We start from the raw sequence: 18,446 nt of genomic DNA on the forward strand, positions 1-18,446 counted from the left end.
CGGTCGGGCGGGAAACCCTAGCGGCCCAGGTACTGCGGCTTCTCCTTGGCGATGAAGGCGCGGACCGCGATCCGGTGGTCCTCGCTCTCGCCGGCCAGGGTCTGCAGCTCGTCCTCCTTGTCGAGCAGTTCGTCCAGCGAGTGCGAGGCGCCGTACGCCAGCGACTCCTTGATGGCGCCGTAGGCCACCGTGGGGCCTGCGGCCAGCTCCTGGGCGAAGGCCCGCGCGGTGGCGGCGAGCTCCTCGGCCGGCACCACCCTGGTGGCCAGGCCCAGCTCCAGCGCCTCGGCGGCCTTGACCGTCCGGGGCAGCATCAGCAGCTCGGTGGCCCTGGCGTGCCCGACCAGCCGGGGCAGCGTCCAGGAGGCGCCCGAGTCGGCGGTCAGGGCGATCCCGGCGAAGGCGGTGTTGAAGCCGGCCCGGTCGGAGAGGACCCGGAAGTCGCAGGCGAAGGCCAGCGAGGCGCCCGCGCCGGCCGCCACCCCGCCGACCGCGGCGACGGTCGGCTTGCGCATCCCGGCCAGCGCCCGCACCAGCGGGTTGTAGTGCTCGGCGACGGTGCGCAGCGCGCCCTCGCCGGTCTCGTCGGCCCGCTTCAGCATCGTCAGGTGCTCGTTCAGGTCCTGCCCGACGCAGAACGCGCGCTCGCCGGCCCCGGTCAGCAGCACCGCCCGCGCCGCCGGATCCGCGGCCGCGGCGGCCACGGCGTCCCGCAGTGCGATCTTGGTCGCGACGTCGAGGGCGTTCATCGCCTCCGGGCGGTTGATGGTGATGACGGCCAGGCCGCCGTCCAGCTCGTACAGCACGGAATCGGACATGGGCGAGGGCTCCCCGGTGGTCGGCTCGGTGTCGGTCGAGTGCCAGGATGCCGGAGCGGACGGCCGGGTGGGGAGTGTGAGGTATCGCACCTTTCGGCGGCCCGCGCACCGCCGCCACGCCGGGGCTTATGACGGCAATTGCGGCGCTTGGGGGCGGTCCGGCCGATGTTGCACCGAGAGTGATGTTGGTCATCAGCCCGTGGCATGCGGGATAATGGCTTCCGATCAATGCGTTCGATACCGGCGGTGGACGGACTGCCGGTGCGTAGCTGAGCGGTTGCAGGAAGGGGAACGAGCATGGCGGCCATGAAGCCGCGGACGGGTGACGGCCCGCTCGAAGTCACCAAAGAGGGACGGGGCATCATCATGCGCGTTCCGCTCGAAGGCGGCGGACGCCTTGTGGTGGAGCTCACACCTGACGAGGCCGACGCCCTCGGCGAGGCCCTGAAGAAGGCCTGCGGCTGACCGCAGCGGGTGCTCGTCATCTCCTGGAGATGTGCTGCCGGGCCCGGGTACGACGTCATGTCGGCCCGGGCCCTGCGGCGTTTGGGGCCCCGCGGCGTTCAAGGGCCCGGCGCGTCAGGCGCCCGGCGGCCGCGGCCTGAGGCGGCGGGACCGCCGCCTGACGGTCCCACTGCCTGACGGCCCTGCCGCTCGACGGTCCTACCGTTTGATGGCGCAGAGCAGCCCGTCCGAGACCGGCAGCAGCGCCGGCAGCAGCGCCTCGCTCTCCCGGACGTCCCGGACCAGGTCGCGCACCGCGCCCGTCTGGGGGTCCTGCAGCTCCGGCTCGGCCAGCCGGCCCTCCTGGAACACCCCCTCGAAGCAGACCATCCCGCCCGGCCGCAGCAGCCGCAGCGACTCCAGCAGGTACTCCCGGGACTCGGCCGGGTCGCCGTCGCAGAACACCAGGTCGTACTGGCCGTCGGCGAGCCGGGGCAGCACCTCCAGCGCCCGGCCCGGTATGAACCGCGAGCGGTTGGCCGCGAATCCGGCCGCGTGGTACGCCTCGCGGGCCAGCTGCTGGCGCACCGGTTCGGAGTCCACCGTGGTGAGCACGCCGTCCGGCCGCATGCCGCGCAGCAGGTAGACCCCGGAGACGCCCGTCCCGGTGCCGATCTCGGCCACCGCCTTGGCGTCCAGTGCCGCGGCCAGCAGCCGCAGGCACGCCCCGCCGCTGGGCCCGATCGCCCGTATCCCGGTGCGCGCGGACTGCGCCCGGGCGTAGGTCAGCACCGCGTCCTCGCCGACGTAGGTGTCGGCGAGGGCCACACGCTCGGGCCCGAACTCGCTGATGGCTGCCTCTTTCGGAGCCCCGGGTTACGGCCCGGTGCCGAGGGAAGTCGATATTTCCTGGCACAGATTACTGGCCGACCGGGAACCGCGTACGGCGGCGGGCCGTTGTCACGAAGGACCGGGTACGGGAGACCTCCCGGGCACTTTTATCCGGGCTTGACGGGTGAGGTGGATATGGTGGTGGCCCTGCTGGGAAGAAGAGCCGACCGAGGAGGTGTGGCCGAGGGCGACGTCCCCGTGCGGCGGCACTCCCGCTGCACCGCGTCGGTCCGTACGCCGAAGCCCGTGATGAACCAGCCTGCGCACTCCGACCTGGACCAGCCCGCCGCCGCAACGCCGGCCGCCGGTACCACCGAGGCCCCCGCCCTCGCGACCTTCACCGAGGGCCCCGACGCGCAGACCTGGACTCCGCCCTCCTGGGAGGAGATCGTCGAGGCGCACAGCGCCCGGGTCTACCGCCTCGCGTACCGCCTGACGGGCAACCAGCACGACGCCGAGGACCTCACCCAGGAGGTCTTCGTCCGGGTGTTCCGTTCGCTGTCCACCTACACCCCCGGCACGTTCGAGGGCTGGCTGCACCGGATCACCACCAACCTGTTCCTGGACATGGTCCGCCGCCGCCAGCGCATCCGCTTCGACGCGCTCGGCGAGGACGCGGCCGAGCGGCTCGCCTCCCGCGAGCCCAGCCCGGCCCAGCACTTCAGCGACACCCACTTCGACGCCGACGTGCAGCACGCCCTGGACACCCTCGCCCCGGAGTTCCGCGCCGCCGTGGTGCTCTGCGACATCGAGGGACTGTCCTACGAGGAGATCGCCGCCACGCTGGGCGTCAAGCTCGGCACCGTCCGCAGCCGCATCCACCGCGGCCGCTCGCACCTGCGCGCCGCGCTCAAGCACCGTGCCCCCGGCTCGGCCCCCGGGCGCGAGCGCCGCGGCGGCTCGGAGGAGCCGGTGCCGGTCGGCGCCGCCGTCGAGGGCGCGCTCGCGCCGGGTGTGCGCGGACGGAGGCGATCGTGAGCGGAACCGGCCGGTCCGGGCCGGGCCAGTCGGACCCGTTCGGCCGGTCGGCGGCCAGGCGGGGCTGGGCCCTGCCCGGCCGCCGCGGCGACGAACCGGGCGAGCCCGTCCTGCCCGCGCTCCCGCTGCCGGGCGAGACGGCGCTGCGCGCGGTGCCGGTGCGCCCCGCCGAGCCGGCCGCCGAGGAGCACCACCTCGGTGAGCGCCTCTCCGCGTTCCTGGACGGCGAACTCGGCCACGACTCGCGCGATCGCGTCCAGGCCCACCTGGCGACCTGCCCGCAGTGCCTCGCCGAGGTCGACGCGGGCCGGGCCGTCAAGCACCTGCTGACCCGCACCGGCACCCCCGGGCCGTCCTCCGGCCTGATGGCCCGGCTGATGGCCGTCGGCGCCCTGCCAGCGGACGATCCGGCGGACGCCGACTGGCCCGTCGGGCGCGGCGGCCGCGGTGACGACGACGACCTGCCCGGCGGCGGGGTCGCGGCCGGCGGCACGTTCGGCGGCAGCCGGCTCACCGGCGGCTCCTTCGGCCGCGGCGCCGGCGCCTCCTTCGGCGCGGGCGCGCTCGGCGCCGACACCCCGGTGCCCGGGGTCGACCCGAGGGCGTTCGGGCGCGGCGGCGCGGTGCTGCGGCCCCTGATGGGCCGGCGCAACGGCCGCCCCGAGGCCGCGGCCCGCCCCGAGAGCGCCGTCCGGCCCCGCCCGGCCGCCGCCGCCGTACGCTCCGCCGCGCCGCGCGGGCGCCGCTTCGTCTTCGCCGCCGCGGGCGCCTTCTCGGTCGCCGCGGTGACGCTCGGCGGGGTCGGCGGCCTCAGCGCGCAGAGCGAGGACCAGCACGGCAACCCGGTCAGCACGGTCGGCAACAGCGGCGGCACGGGCCGCGGCGGGGGCCTGGTCCCGATGACCGCGCAGATCCCGGTGGACTTCCCGGCCCACCCCGTCGCCGCGACCCGCGACGCGACGCCGCCGCCGGCCTCGGAGCGAAACTCGGGCGGCCTGCCCGCACTGCGCCAGCAGACCCGCTAGGCCCTTGTCCCTACCTAGAGCGCCGCTCGCGCCCCGGTCGCGACGATCTCGGCCATCGGCAGGTCTTTACCACGGCTTCATCGCAGCGTGGACCATGGACCCGCCGATGGCCATTACCCTGTAGGGACCGTCGTCCGACGAGCTAGGGAGCTTAGGTGTTCAGCGATGTAGGCGGGCTGGAGATCCTGACCCTGGCCGTGATGGCGATCGTCATCTTCGGCCCCGACAAGCTCCCGAAGCTGATCCAGGACACCATGGGCTTCATCCGGAAGGTCCGTTCCTTCGCCGACAACGCGAAGGAGGACATCCGCAGCGAGCTGGGCCCCGAGTTCAAGGACTTCGAGTTCGAGGACCTGAACCCCAAGACCTTCGTCCGCAAGCAGCTCCTGGGCGACGAAGAGGACCCGCTGGGCCTCAAGGAGATGAAGGACTCGCTCGACATCCGCTCCGTCCTGGACGACAAGCCGGCGGCGCCGGTGAACGGCCGCAACGGCAGCGTGAGCTTCGAGAAGGCCGCCGCCCCGGTGGCGGCCTCCACCGGGGCGCCGTTGCAGCCCGGCGAGCGGCCCCCGTTCGACCCCGACGCGACCTGACCGGCCCCCGGTCACGCCCCGTACGACCACGCCACCGCCCCGCCCGGCCGCCCGGCTGAGCGGGGCGGCGGCGTGTGCGCCGCTATTGTGCTGATTGTTCCCGCAGAGCCGTCCGTCACATTCCGCGCTGTCGCGGACCAGGAACGGCTCCCGGGAACGCCGCGGTACGCCACGATGGGAGCGCGCCACGGCAGGCAAACGTGTGTTTGAGGAGGCCCGGGGATGGACGCGACGAGTCAGGCGGTGGGGACGACGGCCACGGCCGGCGGCCCGGTGGTCGGCGGACAGGCCGGCCCGGCGGACCCGCTGGTGCCCTACCTGTCCGCCGACTTCCCCTGGTACGGCCTGGACGACGGCTGGACCGGCCGCCGCTACCTGATGCAGGCCGGCGCCGGCGGCCCCCGGGCCGGGGCGCCCGGCAGCGTCGACTACGGCAGCCTCGGCCACGGCGAGGAGCCGGCCAGGCAGTACGAGCCGCGCGACATGCGCAGGTTCGCGGTCGTGGTCACGGTGGCCCGCCGGGACAGCCGCCGCAGCGCTGACAACACCGGCACCCTGGAGGCGACCTCCGCCTCCTCCGCCGCCTGGCTGGCCGGCTCGGGCCTGCTCGCCTCGACCTGGCCCGGCCAGCTCGACCGCGCGCTGCGCCAGGACTGGCTGGACCAGCAGAGCACCCTCGCGTGGGACCTCGCCGACGACCTGGCCGGCCCCGGCTGGTCCACCCTCAGCCTCCCGGTGAACGGCCTGCCGCAGCCCTTCCGCTACCGCGAGTCCGAGTACGGCTGGGTGCTCGCCGGCGAGGCCCCCGGCGTCCTGCTCGGCGCCTACGGCCGAGGCGTCAGCGCCTACGGCGCCGGCTTCGCCACCGCGCCCGACCTGACCGCCTACACCCGCCCGTAGGGCGCGAGGACGCCGAGCACGCCGAAGGGGCCGGGTGGTCGAACCACCCGGCCCCTTCGGCGACGCGTCGTCAGAACTTGTTCTTCGGGGTCAGCCCGAGGGAGAGCCCGGAGAGGCCGCGCTGGCGGCCGCCGAGCTTGCCGGCGACGGCGCGCAGGGCGGCGCCGGCCGGGGAGTCGGGAGCGGCGAGCACGACCGGGCGGCCGTCGTCGCCGCCCTCGCGCAGGCGCACGTCGATCGGGATCGAGCCGAGCACCGGGACGGTCGCGCCGACGGTGCGGGTGAGCGCGTCCGCGACGGTCTGGCCGCCGCCGGTGCCGAAGACGTCGATCATCTCGTCGCAGTGCGGGCACGGCATGCCGGACATGTTCTCGATCACGCCGACGATCTTCTGGTGGGTCTGCACCGCGATGGTGCCGGCCCGCTCGGCCACCTCGGCGGCGGCCATCTGCGGGGTGGTGACGATCAGGATCTCCGCGTTGGGGACCAGCTGGGCCACCGAGATCGCGATGTCGCCGGTGCCGGGCGGCAGGTCCAGCAGCAGGACGTCCAGGTCGCCCCAGTAGACGTCGGCGAGGAACTGCTGGAGCGCGCGGTGCAGCATCGGGCCGCGCCAGACCACCGGGGCGTTGCCCGGGGTGAACATGCCGATCGAGATGACCTTCACGCCGTGCGACTGCGGCGGCATGATCATGTCCTGGACCTGGGTGGGCCGGCCCTCGACGCCGAGCATGCGGGGCACGCTGTGGCCGTAGATGTCGGCGTCCACGACGGCGACCTTCAGGCCGTCGGCGGCCATCGCGGCGGCCAGGTTGACCGTGACGGAGGACTTGCCGACGCCGCCCTTGCCGGAGGCGACGGCGTAGACCCGGGTCAGTGTGCCCGGCTTGGCGAACGGGATCTCCCGCTCGGGGGCGCCGCCGCGCAGCAGCTGGGAGAGCTCCTTGCGCTGCTCGTCGCTCATCACGTCGAGCTCGACCTCGACGCCGGTCACACCGGGCACGCGGCCGACCGCTTCGCGGACCCGGGTGACGATGGTGTCGCGCATCGGGCAGCCGGAGACGGTCAGGTAGACCGCGACGCGCACCGCGCCGTCCTCGGCGATCCCGACCGATTTCACCATGCCGATCTCGGTGATCGGGCGGTTGATCTCCGGGTCGTTGACGGTCGCCAGCGCCTGGCGTACGGACTCCTCCGTGACGCCGGCCGCGACCTCTGTCTCGTTGGCCATGCCTTGATGGTACGGCGCTCGGGGGATCCCCTAACCCGCCGGTAGCGTGCCGCCGGTCACAGCGTCCCGGAGGGCTCCCGGCGCTCCTCGATCTCCTTGAGCAGGGACTGGAGTTCGGAGCGGATGAAGTCTCGGGTGGCGACCTCGCCGAGCCCGTGCCGCAGTGCCGCGACCTCGCGGGTCAGGTACTCGGTGTCCGCGATGTTGCGGTCGCTGCGGGCCCGGTCCTGCTCCATGTTGACCCGGTCCCGGTTGTCCTGGCGGTTCTGCGCGAGCAGGATCAGCGGGGCCGCGTAGGAGGCCTGGAGGGACAGCACCAGGGTGAGGAAGATGAAGGGGTAGCTGTCGAAGCGCACGTTCTCCGGCAGCAGGGTGTTCCAGGCCACCCAGATGATGATCACCACCGTCATCCAGACGATGAAGCGGCCGGTGCCCAGGAACCGCGCGATCCGTTCGGAGAGCTTGCCGAACGCCTCCGGGTCGTAGGCGGGCAGCGAGATCAGCCCGGGCCGGGCGGTGCGGGGCTGGTCGAGCCGGGTGCGGGCCGGGCCGGCCACGGAGATCTCGGCGCGCCGCTCCCGGCCGCCCTCCCGGCCGCGCAGTTCGCGCAGCTGGCGCAGTTCCCGCAGTTCGCTCTGGATGCGTTGGCGGGGGGACTCGTCCCGCCGCCCCTTGCGGTCAGCGTCCACCGTGCACCTCTTCCCTCGTGCCGTCCGTGTCGTCGTGGCCGTGCAGGACGGACTCGCGCCAGTCCTCCGGCAGCAGGTGGTCGAGCACGTCGTCGACGGTCACCGCGCCGAGCAGGTGGTCGGCCTCGTCGACGACCGGCGCGGACACCAGGTTGTAGGTCGCCAGGTAGCTGGTGATCAGCGACAGCGGGGTGTCCGGCGGCAGCGGGTCCAGGTCGTCGTCGACCAGCGAGCCGACCAGCACGTACGGCGGCTCGCGCAGCAGCCGCTGGAAGTGCACGGTGCCCAGGTACTTGCCGGTCGGGGTCTCGTTCGGCGGCCGGCAGACGTACACCTGCGCGGCGAGCGCGGGCTTGTGGTCGGAGACCCGGATGCGGGCGAGCGCCTCGGCCACGGTCGCGTCCGGCTCCAGCACGACCGGCTCGGTGGTCATCAGGCCGCCGGCGGTGTTCTCCTCGTACGACAGCAGGCGGCGGACGGGCTCGGCCTCGTCCGGCTCCATCAGCTGGAGCAGCCGTTCGGCCTCGTCGTCGGGCAGTTCGGAGAGCAGGTCGGCGGCGTCGTCCGGGTCCATCGCCTCCAGGACGTCGGCGGCACGTTCGTCCTTGAGCTTGCCGATGATCTCGACCTGGTCGTCCTCGGGCAGCTCCTCCAAGACGTCGGCGAGCCGCTCGTCGTCGAGCGCGGCGGCCACCTCGGCGCGGCGCTTGGCGGACAGGTGGTGCATGACGCTGGCGAGGTCGGCGGCGCGCAGCTGGTCGAAGGTGGCGAGCAGGTTGGCGGCGCCCTGGTCCTGCTCGGGCAGCGTGAAGCCGGTGACGTCCTGCCAGTCCAGGGTGAGCCGCTCGCCCTTGCCCTTGCGCAGCCGGCCGGCCCGGCCGACCTGGACGAAGACCTTGCTGATCTCCCACTCGCGCATCCGGGTCTGCACCATCCCGACGTCCAGCACGGTGACGTCCTCACCGGTCTTGGACCAGGTGACGGTGCGGTCCAGCAGCTCGGCGAGCACCAGGGTCTCGGACGGGCGCTGCTCGAAGCGCCGCAGGTTGATCACGCCGGTGGCGAGCACCTGGCCGGACTCCAGGCTGGTCACCCGGGTCATCGGCAGGAAGATCCGGCGCCGGCCGACCACCTCGACCACCAGGCCCAGGACCCGCGGCGGGCGGCCGCCGAGCCGCAGCGAGACGACGACGTCACGGACCCGGCCGACCTGGTCGCCGTTCGGGTCGAAGACGGCGAGGGCGGAGAGGTGGGAGATGAAGACCCGGGTACCTGGCCCTGCCATGAACTCCCTCGACTCGTTCGACGCCGTGCCGGGTACGCCGGGGCGCACCTGCGGGCAAGGCTACCCGCGTGTCGCGAGCCCGGCCCGACGAGGCACGGTACACAGCCGAGGAGTCCCGGGCGTGAATCTTTAGCGGCGCTTGAACAGCAGTTTGGGCAGACCGGCCGGGATGGGGCGGCGGGTGGTGGCCGCGGTGGGCATCGGCTGGGCGGCGTGCGAGCCGTCCGGCATCGCGCCCGGACGCTCGGTCAGCGCTCCGGCGGGCTCCAGGCGCAGCACCCGGCACTCGCGGGCCCAGCGGTCGGTGATGGTGTCGGTGTCGGGCGCGTTCAGCCGCTTGCCCTTGAGCTCCTCGACGGCGCCCAGCCAGGCCTCGCCGCCCGGGGCCAGCTCCGAGACCCGGGCGTTCCAGCCGGTCAGCCGGCCGCCCTTGTCCTTGCTGCGGACGGTCACCACCGCGCCGGATCCGGCGGTCAGACCGTGCAGCGGCTGCTCGCCGCCCTCGCCGACCACCACCACGGCGCCGTCGTGCCAGGCGTGCCAGAGCGGGCGGGCCTGCTCCTGGCCGTCCGCGCGGACCCAGAGGAGGCCGGACTTCTTCGCGGCCTCCTCCAGCAGGGCCTGGTCGAGGAGGTCGTCGGCGGTCGCGGCGGCGGGCGTACGGTCCATGGCGCCCAGGGTACGACCTCCGCCGTCCACGAGTTGTCTCAGCCGTCGGGCGACAGTTCCATCGGCTTGCCACGGGCCTTACCGTAGGAGCGCCCAGCCCCGGCCCCGGTTCAGCCCGGCCCGGTCCAGCCCCAGCCAGGTTCAGCCCGGCCCCCGCCTCGCCCCAGCCCACGTGACCAGCAGAGGAGCGCCGTGCCCGCCGCCCGGCCCGCGACCGCCCCCGCACCAGCCGCCACCGCCACCGAGCCGGCGCACCCGCTCCCCACCGCCGACCTGCTGCTGCTCGCCGTCTCCATCGCCGGCATCTCGCTGTCCGGCCCGCTGATCAGCGCCACCGCCGCGCCCGCGCTGGCGATCGCGTTCTGGCGCAACGTCATGTCGGTCGGTGTCCTCGGCCCGTACGCGCTGCTGCGCCACCGCGCCGAACTGCGCGGGATCGGCCGGAGGGCGCTGCTGCTCGCGATCGCGGCGGGCGTACTGCTCGCCGTGCACTTCGCGCTCTGGATGCCCAGCCTGCGGATGACCTCGGTGGCCTCGGCGACCGCCCTGGTCACCACCACCCCGCTGTGGACCATCCTGCTGATGCGACTGCTCGGCGTCCGCGCCCCCCGGATGGTCTGGCTCGGTACGGGCGTGGCCTTCGCCGGCGTGCTGGTGCTGACCGGCGTCGACCTCTCGCTCTCCCCGCGCGCGCTGCTCGGCGACGCGCTCGCCCTCGGCGCGGGCCTGGCCGCCGCCGGGTACATGCTGCTGGGCGCGGAGGTCCGCAAGACCGTCAGCACCACCGCGTACACGCTGGTCTGCTACGCCACCACGGCGGTGGGCCTGCTGGCGATCTGCCTGGTCGCGGGGACGCCGCTGGCCGGCTGGCCGGCCGGGGTGTGGTGGCAGATCGTGCTGCTGATGGTCGCCGCCCAACTGCTCGGCCACTCGCTGAGCAACCGCGTGGTGCGCAGCCTCGGCCCGTCGATCACCTCCACCGCGATCCTGCTGGAGACGCCGGGCGCGGCCCTGATCGCCGCCCTGTGGCTCGGCCAGTGGCCCCCGGTGGCGGCGTATCCGGCGGTGGTGCTGATCCTGGTGGGCCTGGTCCTGGTCGCCCGCGGCGGCCGGCGGTAGCGGCTGGCGGGCGCCGCGGGCGGCTACAGCCAGCCGTTGCGGCGGAAGCCCCGGTACATCCCGACGCAGATCAGCATGATGGCGCCGAGCACCATCGGATAGCCGTACTTGTGGTGCAGCTCGGGCATGTACTCGAAGTTCATGCCGTACACGCCGGTGATCATGGTGGGCACGGCGAAGATCGCCGCCCAGGCGGTGATCTTGCGCATGTCCTCGTTCTGCGCCACCGAGACCTGCGCCAGGTTGGCCTGGAGCAGCGAGTTCAGCAGTTCGTCGAAGCCGTGCACCTGCTCGGTGACCCGGGCCAGGTGGTCGGCGACGTCCCGGAAGTACTTCTGGATGTCCGGGTCGACGAGGCGCTGCAGCGGCTCGGACAACTGCTGCATCGGGCGCAGCAGCGGCACCACGGCCCGCTTGAACTCCAGTACCTCGCGCTTGAGTTGGTACACCCGGCCGACGTCGGAGCTGCGCCCGCCCTTGGCCGAGAAGACGCCGTACTCGATCTCGTCCACGTCGTTCTGCAGCCGCTCGGAGACCAGCAGGTAGTTGTCCACGACGTGGTCGGCGATCGCGTGCAGCACCGCGGACGGGCCCTTGGCGAGCAGTCCGGACTCGTCCGCGTCGGCCTCCAGCCGGTGCCGCAGCTCCTGCAGCGAGCCGTGGCCGCCGTGCCGGACGGTGATCACGAAGTCCCGCCCGGCGAAGACCATCAACTCGCCGGTCTCCACCACCTCGCTGGTCGGGGTGAGCTGGTCGTGCTCGACGTAGCGGATGGTCTTGAAGACGGCGAACAGCACGTCGTCGTAGCGCTCGACCTTGGGCCGCTGGTGCGCGTGCACCGCGTCCTCGACCGCGAGCGGGTGCAGGCCGAAGCGCTGGGCGATGCCCTCGAACTCGGCCTCGGTCGGCTCGTGCAGCCCGATCCAGCTGAACGAGCCGTCCCCGTCCGGGAGTTGGTGCGCGGCCTTGATCCGGCGGGCGGCCTCGCGGGGGCTGCAGGTCTCGCCGTGGCGCTTGCCGTGCTGGTACACCGCGCAGTCGACGACCGCCGAGCCGGCGCCCGCCGGGACGGCGTCGTACGCGCCGACCGCGGAGCGGCGGCGGTTGGTGCGGACGGCGGCGCGCAGGCTGTTGATCATCGACATGGCAGGCTCCCTGGAACAGGAGCCGCCGCACAGCGGCGTAGGGGTCCCCCCGGTCGGAAGGCGGGGGAGGAGCGGGCGGCCGTGGTGCGACGGCGAAGAACACCGGTGAAGGGGGGTGAGGGTGCTCTCCCGGCCGGTTCGTCCGCGTCCGGCCTGCCCGGGCTACCTCGGCTGGATCAGCCGGTTCAGCCTGCGTGGCGAGGGGTACGGGGAAGTCGGGGCCGGGTAGAGCTGCCGGTACTGCATGGTCGGCCGGTATCCACCGCAACCACCTCCTTCGTGCCGCCGCCCCGGGAACCTGAGGATTTCCGGTGGCCAGTCGCTCACCCTAACATCTGACCGACCATCGGCGCCCCGGGCTTTCCCGAGGCTTTGCCCGGGCCGCCCGCACACGGCCGGCCCGCCCCCGGGGGTTACGCTCACCGGCATGGCGCATGACTTCCCGCTCTTCGGCGAACCCCACGGCGGCAGCTCCCCGGCGCTCTCCCGGGAGGCGGTGCTGGCCGCCGTCGAGGCCCGGCTGATCACCACCTTCGGCGAGCCGAGCGGCCGCGCCGCGGTCACCTTCCTCGGCACCGACCGGATCGAGGTGCTGCGCTTCGGCCCGGACGCGGACGGCCTGGTCCGGTACGCGACGCTCGGCATGGCCGCCGCGCCGATGGCCGACCCGACCGCACCGGTGGCCGACCAACTGCGCGGCCCGCGCGCCGAACTGGTGCTGACCGTCCGCGGCGGGCGCGACAGCGTGCTGCGCAGCCTGGCCACCCTGGCCGCGACCCCGCAGGTCGAGGGACTGGTGGTGGCCCCCGGCGGCTCGCTGGACCTCGGCGCCCCGCTGTGGGACGGCGCGCCGTTCACCTCGGTGCTGGCCGCCGAGCCGGGCGGCCTGGTGCCGGACCTGGAGCTGGACGAGCCGGCCGACCCGGTCCGCTTCCTGCCGCTGCTGCCGATGACGCCCAACGAGGCCGGCTGGAAGCGGGTGCACGGCGCGGCCGCGCTCCAGGAGCGCTGGCTGGACCAGGGCGCCGACCTGCGCGACCCGGACCGCCGCGGCGTCCGGCTGGACTGACCGGGGCTCAGGCCGCGGGTCTCCCGTCCTGGCCCCGCGCTCCCGCCGCGCCCCCGCACCCCGGCGTGCGGCCCTCAGCCGCCGATCGGCTTCGCGCCGGTGGCCTGCGCCAGCAGGGCCTCGTACACCGCGGGATCGGTGGTGTGCTCGCCGAGCCGGACGGTCTTGCGGCTGCCGTGGTAGTCGCTGGAGCCGGTGACCAGCAGCCCCAGTTCGCCGGCCAGGCCGCGCAGCCGCACCCGGGTCTCCTCGTCGTGGTCGGTGTGGTCGACCTCCAGCGCCGCCAGCCCGGCCGCCGCGAGGTCGGCGATCACCTGGTCCGGGACGGTCCGCCCGCGCTTGACCGCGCCGGGGTGGGCGAACACCGGCACCCCGCCGGCGGCCCGGACCAGCCGGACCGCCTCGATCGGGTCGGTCTCGTGCTTGCGGACGTCCGCCCGGGCGCCGTTGGCCAGCCACTCGGCGGTGAAGGCGTCCGAGACGGTGGCCACCACGCCCGCCTCGACCAGCGCGCTGGCGATGTGCGGGCGCCCGACCGAGCCGGCCCCGGCGATCCGCTGCACCTGCTCCCAGCTGATGTCCGCGCCGAGTTCGCGGCAGCGCTCGACGACCGCCCGCCCGCGCCGGAACCGGTCGGTGCGCACCAGCTCCCGCTCGCGCGCGAACTCCGGCTCGTCCGGGTCGAACAGGTACGCCAGCAGGTGCATGCTGACGCCGCCCACCACGCAGGACAGTTCGGCGCCCGGGACGACGGTCAGCCGGCTGCCGGCGGGCAGCGCGCGCACCGCCCCGGCGGCCTCGGCGTGGCCCGCGACGGTGTCGTGGTCGGTGAGCGCCACGACGTCGAGGCCCGCGGCCACGGCCGCCGCGACCAGCTCGGCCGGGCTGTCGGTGCCGTCGGAGGCGTTGCTGTGGGCGTGCAGGTCGATGCGCACGGGGCGGACTCCTGGGGGCTCGGGGTGCCGCCCAGGATAGGACAGGGCGCCAGGCCCGGGCCGGACGGGACCTATCCCAGCAGGCGGGGGGAGAGGGCCCCGCAGGGGAGCAGGTCCAGTTCGGCGCCGGCCTCACGCAGGTCGGTGAGGACGAGTTCGTCGTACATCACCAGGGCGGACTGCTCGGGCCAGGCGACCGCCCAGAGCCAGAGGCCGCGGGCCTCGCCGACGAACACCGCGCGGTCGGCCGGGGCGTCCGGGATGTGGAACATCGGGGTGGGCCGTCCGGCGGCCAGCAGCTTGGCGTCGGCGGGCTTGTAGAGGCCGACGGAGTCGCCCGGATCGGGCCCGGGCATCCCGGCGTAGCGGGCGCCGAGGCCGACCCCCAGCTCCTCGGCGACGAGCACCAGCTCGCCGAAGCCGCCGAGCGGGGCCGGTCCGGAGCAGGCGACGGCGGTGGCCCGGGCGCCGGAGACGTCGTCGCCGACGTGGGCGATGCCGGTGTAGAGCCAGCCGACCGGGAGCGGCCAGGGCAGCCAGACGGGGACCTGCGAGCGGGTGACGGCGACGCCCAGGGCTTCGACGCTCGGTGGCAGCACGGGCTGCATCGGGTGCACGGCTCCGTGCCGGTCGCACTGCCAGGTGTCTGAGAACAGACCGGGGGCGCGGACCCGACCGGCGCACCTCGGGCAGCTTGGCTCGCCCCTCATAGGCGACAACGCTCCTCCCTCCGGACCGCCGCGTCAAGGACGATCACCCGTACGGAGGGCTCGGCGGCACCTGTCGGTGGCGGGGCCCGTTCGGCGCGGGGTGGGGCGGCGCGGCACGGGCGGTTCCCGTTGGGGGATGTCCCGTGGCGGGCGGCGGCAAACGTCGACGGGCGCAGGGCCCGGACACACTGACGCCCCGTCATCGGCGATTGCGGTGACAGGGCGTCAGTCGGGTATCGGAACGTCCGGATCGGACGCTCCCGGCTCGTCGGCGGCGGGTGAGGGCTCCCGGTCGGAGGCGCCGCGCGTGGTCAGACGGTCGGGCACGGGCGGATGAGCAGGCGCTCACCGGTGCGGGCGGCGGCCTGGACGAACTCGCGGACGGTCTCGGCGTCGGCTATCAGGCGGTCGGCGGCGGAGCCGTTGGCGTCGTCCAGTCGAACGATCTCGAAGCGCATGGTCTTCGTCATGGGCGTCTCCTGTTCCTGCCCCGTCGGTCGGGGCGATTGCGGCTGAGTGGATACCAGCCCTTGAGGGGTCCTACGGGTCCGGCGGTGCGGCCGGATCGCTCGGTTCGTACGTGCGGCGGTCTGCTGCGGCAAGGGCTCCCCCTGCTTGCCCGGTGCGTCTGGTGCCTCGTGAACCACGGTGACGTGGTGGTGCTTCCGGGTCGTTGCCCGCCCGTGAAGTCCAGGTTTCGGCTGATTCGCGCCGACGCGGAGGCCGGCGATGATTCCCGGACAGAATCAAAGATTACCGTAACTAACGACTTTTGTCCTGTGTTGAAGACGGTCGAACTTCGAGAAGTGGTTCAGACCACTCTCCGGATCGGCCCGGTTCAGGCCCAGAACGCGGCCAGCGCCCCGGCCGTGGCGGCCGGGCGTTCGGCGTTGGGGGAGTGGCCGGCGTCCTCGACAACCACCCGGCGGGCCCCCAGGCGCTCCGCCATCCGGGTCTGCTCCGGCACCGGCCAGGCGTAGTCCCGCACCCCGGACAGCACCAGCACCGGCAGGCCGGCGGTGGCGGCGGCCAGCTCGGCCACCCGGTCCGGCGCGGCGACCAGATGGCCACCGGTGACGCTCAGCGACAGCGGCACGTTGGCCAGCCAGCGGCGGTGCAGGAACTCCGCGACGGCCGGCTCCGGGCGCTGCTTCTGGTCCCCGCTGCCCTCCTCCATCTGCCGCATGACCTGCCAGATCTCCTCCAGGCTCATGACCGGCAGCACGTCCAGCAGCAGCTTGGTGCGGGCCGCCTCGGCCGGATCGATCGCGCCCGGGCCGGTGGACATCAGGGTCAGCGAGCGCCACGGCGACGGGCCGTCCGCGGCCGCGGCCAGCACCGCCTCCCGGACCACCTGGCCGCCGAAGGAGTGCCCCAGCAGGTGCAGCGGCCCGCCGCCGCCGTCGGCGGCCACCGCCTCGGTGAGCGCCCGGACGTCCGCGCCGAGCGCCTCGACGGCGTACGCGGCCGGGTCGTCCGGGCCGCCGGTCTCGTACTGGCCGCGCTGGTCGACGGCGGTCACCCGGTAGCCGGCCGCCGCCAGCGGCTCCAGCAGGGCGATGAAGTCCTCCTTGCTGCCGGTGAAGCCCGGCACCAGCAGCGCCGAGCCGCGCACCGGCCCGTCCGGTTCGGCCCGCAGCGCGGCGAACCCGCCGCGGCTGGTCGACAGCCGCAGCGCGCGGGCGCAGCGGGGAAGGGTGAGGAACGGCGGCGTGCTCATGGGCTGCTCTCCTGCGGGCGACTGGCCGGTAACCCCGACCCTATCCAGCCTGCGCCGGAACGCCGGAACGCCGGAGGGGGCGGGCCAGGCCACCAGGGGCCCGGCCCGCCCCCTCCGGGGCGGGGTGCGTCAGCTCTCCGGGGTGGCCTCCGGCGCGGCGGCGGCCTTGCGGGCCCTGGTGCGCTTGCGCGGGGCCGGGACCTCGGTCGCGGCGTCGGCGGCCGCAGCCTCCGGAGCCGCCGGGGCGGTCGCGGCCTCGGCCTTGGGCTTGCGGGTGCGCGTCCGGGTGGCGGGCTTCTCCACGGCGACGGCCTCGGCGGCCGGTGCCTCGGCGACGGCCTCGACGGCCTCCGCCTTCGGCTTGCGGGTGCGCGTCCGGGTGGCCGGCTTCTTCGCGACGGCGGCCTCGACGGCCTCGGCGGCGGGTGCCTCGGCCGGTGCCTCGGTGACGGCCTCGACGGCCTCCGCCTTCGGCTTGCGGCTGCGCGTCCGGGTGCGGGCGGCCGGCTTCTCTTCGACGGCGGCCTCGACGACGGCCTCGGCGGCGGCCACGACGGCCACGGCGGCCGGAACCTCGGCCGGGGCCTCGGCGACCGGAGCCGCCACAGCCGCCTCGGTCACCGCGACGGCCTCGGCCACCACAGCGGCCTCGCCGGCGGCGGCGCCGCGCGAACGGCGGCGACGGCGGCGCGGGGCCGCCTCGCCCTCGGTGCCCTCGACGGCCGGGGCCGCGGCGGCCTCGACGACGCTCCCGGCCTCGCCCTCGGCGACCGTGGAGCCCCCGCGGGTGCGGCGGCGCTCACGGGTGCGGCGCGGCTTCTCCTCGGTCGCCACGGCGGCCTCAGGGGCGCCGGTGCGGCCGGAGCCGCTGCGCGGGCCCTTGGCCCGGGCGGTGCGCGCACCGCGCCCGCCGGTCTCGCCGAGGTCCTCGACCTCCTCCGCGCCGAGCCCGGCCCGGGTCCGCTCCGAACGCGGCAGCACACCCTTGGTGCCCGGCGCGATCTTCAGCAGCTCGTACAGGTGCGGCGAGGTGGAGTAGGTCTCCTCCGGGTCGTTGAAGGTCAGCTCCAGCGCCTTGTTGATCAGCTGCCAGCGCGGGATGTCGTCCCAGTCGACCAGGGTGATGGCGGTGCCCGAGGCGCCGGCCCGGCCGGTGCGGCCGATCCGGTGCAGGTAGGTCTTCTCGTCCTCGGGGCACTGGTAGTTGACCACGTGCGTGACGCCCTCGACGTCGATGCCGCGGGCGGCGACGTCGGTGCAGACCAGCACGTCGACCTTGCCGTTGCGGAACGCGCGCAGCGCCTGCTCGCGGGCGCCCTGGCCGAGGTCGCCGTGGACGGCGCCGGCCGCGAAGCCGCGCTGGGTCAGCTGGTCGGCGACGTCGGCGGCGGTGCGCTTGGTCCGGCAGAAGATCATCGCCAGCCCGCGGCCGTCGGCCTGGAGGATGCGCGAGACGAGCTCGACCTTGTCCAGCGAGTGCGCGCGGAAGATGTGCTGCTCGGTGTTGGCGACGGTGGTGCCGGTGTCGTCCGGGGCGGCGGCCCGGATGTGGGTGGGCTGGCTCATGTACCGGCGGGCGAGGCTGATGACCTGACCCGGCATGGTGGCCGAGAACAGCAGGGTCTGCCGCTTGGCCGGCAGCATGGTGATGATCTTCTCGACGTCCGGCAGGAAGCCGAGGTCGAGCATCTCGTCGGCCTCGTCCAGGACCAGCGAGCGGACCTTGGACAGGTTCAGCTTCTTCTGCCCGGCCAGGTCCAGCAGGCGGCCCGGGGTGCCGACCACGATGTCGACGCCCTTGGCGAGCGCCTCGACCTGCGGCTCGTACGCGCGGCCGCCGTAGACGGCCAGGACGCGCACGTCGCGGACCTTGCCGGCGGTCTGCAGGTCGTTGGTGACCTGGGTGCAGAGCTCACGGGTCGGGACGACGATGAGCGCCTGCGGGCCGTCGGAGAGCTGCTCCTCGGTCGCCCGGCCGGCGTCCACGTCGGCGCGCACGATGCAGCGCTCGATCAGCGGGAGGCCGAAGCCGAGGGTCTTGCCGGTGCCGGTCTTGGCCTGGCCGATGACGTCGTGGCCGGTCAGCGCGACCGGGAGGGTCATCTCCTGGATGGGGAAGGGGTGGACGATGCCGACGGACTCGAGCGCCTCGGCGGTCTCCGGGAGGATTCCCAGATCCCGGAACGTCGTCTTGATGGGTTCAGCGGTGGTGGACAGGGTGCTGC

19 protein-coding genes are annotated in these 18,446 nt (G+C 74.3%); 7 read left to right on the top strand and 12 right to left on the bottom strand.

Annotation, left to right across the window (positions count from 1 at the left end; genetic code table 11):
- Positions 1 to 17: 17 nt before the first annotated feature.
- Positions 18 to 818: an enoyl-CoA hydratase-related protein gene (locus tag AB0R04_RS19030; protein ID WP_063347934.1), complete on the bottom strand. Its 801-nt coding sequence runs from the start codon at positions 816 to 818 to the stop codon at positions 18 to 20.
- Between the two features lie 297 nt (positions 819 to 1,115).
- Between AB0R04_RS19030 and AB0R04_RS19035 the strand changes: the two genes are divergently transcribed.
- The gene (locus tag AB0R04_RS19035; protein ID WP_014137929.1) at positions 1,116 to 1,283 is read left to right on the top strand and encodes a DUF3117 domain-containing protein; all 168 of its coding nucleotides are present in this window, start codon (positions 1,116 to 1,118) and stop codon (positions 1,281 to 1,283) included.
- A gap of 198 nt (positions 1,284 to 1,481) precedes the next feature.
- On the opposite strand, the gene AB0R04_RS19040 is transcribed toward AB0R04_RS19035, so the two are convergent.
- On the bottom strand, positions 1,482 to 2,090 hold the full coding sequence (locus AB0R04_RS19040) for a class I SAM-dependent methyltransferase (protein WP_244293377.1): 609 nt from the start codon (positions 2,088 to 2,090) through the stop codon (positions 1,482 to 1,484).
- A gap of 198 nt (positions 2,091 to 2,288) precedes the next feature.
- Here AB0R04_RS19040 and sigE point away from each other — a divergent pair, with 198 nt between their 5' ends.
- The 4 genes from sigE (at position 2,289) to AB0R04_RS19060 (ending at position 5,649) form a co-directional block, all read left to right on the top strand.
- Entirely contained in the window at positions 2,289 to 3,131 is an 843-nt protein-coding gene (gene sigE / locus AB0R04_RS19045; protein WP_363372629.1) for an RNA polymerase sigma factor SigE, read from the top strand.
- On the top strand, positions 3,128 to 4,156 hold the full coding sequence (locus tag AB0R04_RS19050; RefSeq protein WP_363372572.1) for a zf-HC2 domain-containing protein: 1,029 nt from the start codon (positions 3,128 to 3,130) through the stop codon (positions 4,154 to 4,156). The genes sigE and AB0R04_RS19050 overlap by 4 nt, the downstream gene beginning before the upstream one ends.
- 155 nt (positions 4,157 to 4,311) lie before the next feature.
- A complete protein-coding gene (locus tag AB0R04_RS19055) occupies positions 4,312 to 4,749 on the top strand; it encodes a sec-independent translocase (RefSeq protein WP_363372573.1) in 438 nt (145 codons plus the stop codon).
- Between the two features lie 222 nt (positions 4,750 to 4,971).
- Positions 4,972 to 5,649, top strand: coding sequence for a hypothetical protein (locus AB0R04_RS19060; RefSeq protein WP_063347930.1), 678 nt, complete (start codon positions 4,972 to 4,974; stop codon positions 5,647 to 5,649).
- A gap of 70 nt (positions 5,650 to 5,719) precedes the next feature.
- Here AB0R04_RS19060 and AB0R04_RS19065 read toward each other — a convergent pair whose 3' ends face one another.
- The 4 genes from AB0R04_RS19065 to AB0R04_RS19080 all read right to left on the bottom strand — a co-directional run bounded on the left by AB0R04_RS19065 (position 5,720) and on the right by AB0R04_RS19080 (position 9,523).
- Positions 5,720 to 6,880 (bottom strand): Mrp/NBP35 family ATP-binding protein, encoded by a 1,161-nt coding sequence (locus tag AB0R04_RS19065; RefSeq protein WP_063347929.1) that lies wholly within the window; start codon positions 6,878 to 6,880, stop codon positions 5,720 to 5,722.
- Positions 6,881 to 6,936: 56 nt separating this feature from the next.
- A complete protein-coding gene (locus AB0R04_RS19070; RefSeq protein ID WP_063351159.1) occupies positions 6,937 to 7,443 on the bottom strand; it encodes a DUF1003 domain-containing protein in 507 nt (168 codons plus the stop codon).
- A 115-nt stretch (positions 7,444 to 7,558) separates the two neighbouring features.
- The gene (locus AB0R04_RS19075) at positions 7,559 to 8,854 is read right to left on the bottom strand and encodes a CBS domain-containing protein (RefSeq protein ID WP_063347928.1); all 1,296 of its coding nucleotides are present in this window, start codon (positions 8,852 to 8,854) and stop codon (positions 7,559 to 7,561) included.
- Positions 8,855 to 8,983: 129 nt separating this feature from the next.
- Entirely contained in the window at positions 8,984 to 9,523 is a 540-nt protein-coding gene (locus tag AB0R04_RS19080) for a hypothetical protein (protein ID WP_363372576.1), read from the bottom strand.
- 273 nt (positions 9,524 to 9,796) lie between these two features.
- On the opposite strand from AB0R04_RS19080, the gene AB0R04_RS19085 reads away from it, so the two are divergent.
- Complete coding sequence (locus tag AB0R04_RS19085) at positions 9,797 to 10,642, top strand: DMT family transporter (protein ID WP_244293620.1); 846 nt, start codon at positions 9,797 to 9,799, stop codon at positions 10,640 to 10,642.
- Between the two features lie 23 nt (positions 10,643 to 10,665).
- Here AB0R04_RS19085 and corA read toward each other — a convergent pair whose 3' ends face one another.
- Positions 10,666 to 11,787: a magnesium/cobalt transporter CorA gene (gene corA / locus AB0R04_RS19090; protein WP_363372578.1), complete on the bottom strand. Its 1,122-nt coding sequence runs from the start codon at positions 11,785 to 11,787 to the stop codon at positions 10,666 to 10,668.
- 427 nt (positions 11,788 to 12,214) lie between these two features.
- On the opposite strand from corA, the gene AB0R04_RS19095 reads away from it, so the two are divergent.
- Positions 12,215 to 12,856, top strand: a complete 642-nt coding sequence (locus AB0R04_RS19095; protein ID WP_079135643.1) for a suppressor of fused domain protein — start codon at positions 12,215 to 12,217, stop codon at positions 12,854 to 12,856.
- 74 nt (positions 12,857 to 12,930) lie between these two features.
- Here AB0R04_RS19095 and AB0R04_RS19100 read toward each other — a convergent pair whose 3' ends face one another.
- The 5 genes from AB0R04_RS19100 to AB0R04_RS19120 form a co-directional block, all read right to left on the bottom strand.
- Positions 12,931 to 13,791, bottom strand: coding sequence for a PHP domain-containing protein (locus AB0R04_RS19100; RefSeq protein ID WP_063347924.1), 861 nt, complete (start codon positions 13,789 to 13,791; stop codon positions 12,931 to 12,933).
- Between the two features lie 71 nt (positions 13,792 to 13,862).
- Positions 13,863 to 14,501: a DUF6758 family protein gene (locus tag AB0R04_RS19105; RefSeq protein ID WP_363372580.1), complete on the bottom strand. Its 639-nt coding sequence runs from the start codon at positions 14,499 to 14,501 to the stop codon at positions 13,863 to 13,865.
- A 311-nt stretch (positions 14,502 to 14,812) separates the two neighbouring features.
- Entirely contained in the window at positions 14,813 to 14,971 is a 159-nt protein-coding gene (locus AB0R04_RS19110) for a hypothetical protein (protein ID WP_159398440.1), read from the bottom strand.
- Positions 14,972 to 15,339: 368 nt separating this feature from the next.
- Positions 15,340 to 16,221, bottom strand: a complete 882-nt coding sequence (locus AB0R04_RS19115; protein ID WP_363372582.1) for an alpha/beta fold hydrolase — start codon at positions 16,219 to 16,221, stop codon at positions 15,340 to 15,342.
- Between the two features lie 129 nt (positions 16,222 to 16,350).
- Positions 16,351 to 18,324, bottom strand: coding sequence for a DEAD/DEAH box helicase (locus AB0R04_RS19120; RefSeq protein WP_363372583.1), 1,974 nt, complete (start codon positions 18,322 to 18,324; stop codon positions 16,351 to 16,353).
- Positions 18,325 to 18,446: the final 122 nt, after the last annotated feature.

Origin of the sequence: Kitasatospora sp. NPDC056731, from assembly GCF_040687675.1 — a bacterium.
Taxonomy (GTDB): domain Bacteria; phylum Actinomycetota; class Actinomycetes; order Streptomycetales; family Streptomycetaceae; genus Kitasatospora.

Excerpts from the sequence above, each read along its gene's own strand:
- AB0R04_RS19030 (WP_063347934.1), bottom strand. The coding sequence starts at position 818 with ATGTCCGATTCCGTGCTGTACGAGCTGGACGGCGGCCTGGCCGTCATC.
- AB0R04_RS19035 (WP_014137929.1), top strand. The coding sequence starts at position 1,116 with ATGGCGGCCATGAAGCCGCGGACGGGTGACGGCCCGCTCGAAGTCACC.
- sigE (WP_363372629.1), top strand. The coding sequence starts at position 2,289 with ATGGTGGTGGCCCTGCTGGGAAGAAGAGCCGACCGAGGAGGTGTGGCC.
- AB0R04_RS19060 (WP_063347930.1), top strand. The coding sequence starts at position 4,972 with ATGGACGCGACGAGTCAGGCGGTGGGGACGACGGCCACGGCCGGCGGC.
- AB0R04_RS19065 (WP_063347929.1), bottom strand. The coding sequence starts at position 6,880 with ATGGCCAACGAGACAGAGGTCGCGGCCGGCGTCACGGAGGAGTCCGTA.
- AB0R04_RS19075 (WP_063347928.1), bottom strand. The coding sequence starts at position 8,854 with ATGGCAGGGCCAGGTACCCGGGTCTTCATCTCCCACCTCTCCGCCCTC.
- AB0R04_RS19080 (WP_363372576.1), bottom strand. The coding sequence starts at position 9,523 with ATGGACCGTACGCCCGCCGCCGCGACCGCCGACGACCTCCTCGACCAG.
- corA (WP_363372578.1), bottom strand. The coding sequence starts at position 11,787 with ATGTCGATGATCAACAGCCTGCGCGCCGCCGTCCGCACCAACCGCCGC.
- AB0R04_RS19095 (WP_079135643.1), top strand. The coding sequence starts at position 12,215 with ATGGCGCATGACTTCCCGCTCTTCGGCGAACCCCACGGCGGCAGCTCC.
- AB0R04_RS19105 (WP_363372580.1), bottom strand. The coding sequence starts at position 14,501 with ATGAGGGGCGAGCCAAGCTGCCCGAGGTGCGCCGGTCGGGTCCGCGCC.
- AB0R04_RS19110 (WP_159398440.1), bottom strand. The coding sequence starts at position 14,971 with ATGACGAAGACCATGCGCTTCGAGATCGTTCGACTGGACGACGCCAAC.
- AB0R04_RS19115 (WP_363372582.1), bottom strand. The coding sequence starts at position 16,221 with ATGAGCACGCCGCCGTTCCTCACCCTTCCCCGCTGCGCCCGCGCGCTG.
- AB0R04_RS19120 (WP_363372583.1), bottom strand. The coding sequence starts at position 18,324 with ATGACCCTCCCGGTCGCGCTGACCGGCCACGACGTCATCGGCCAGGCC.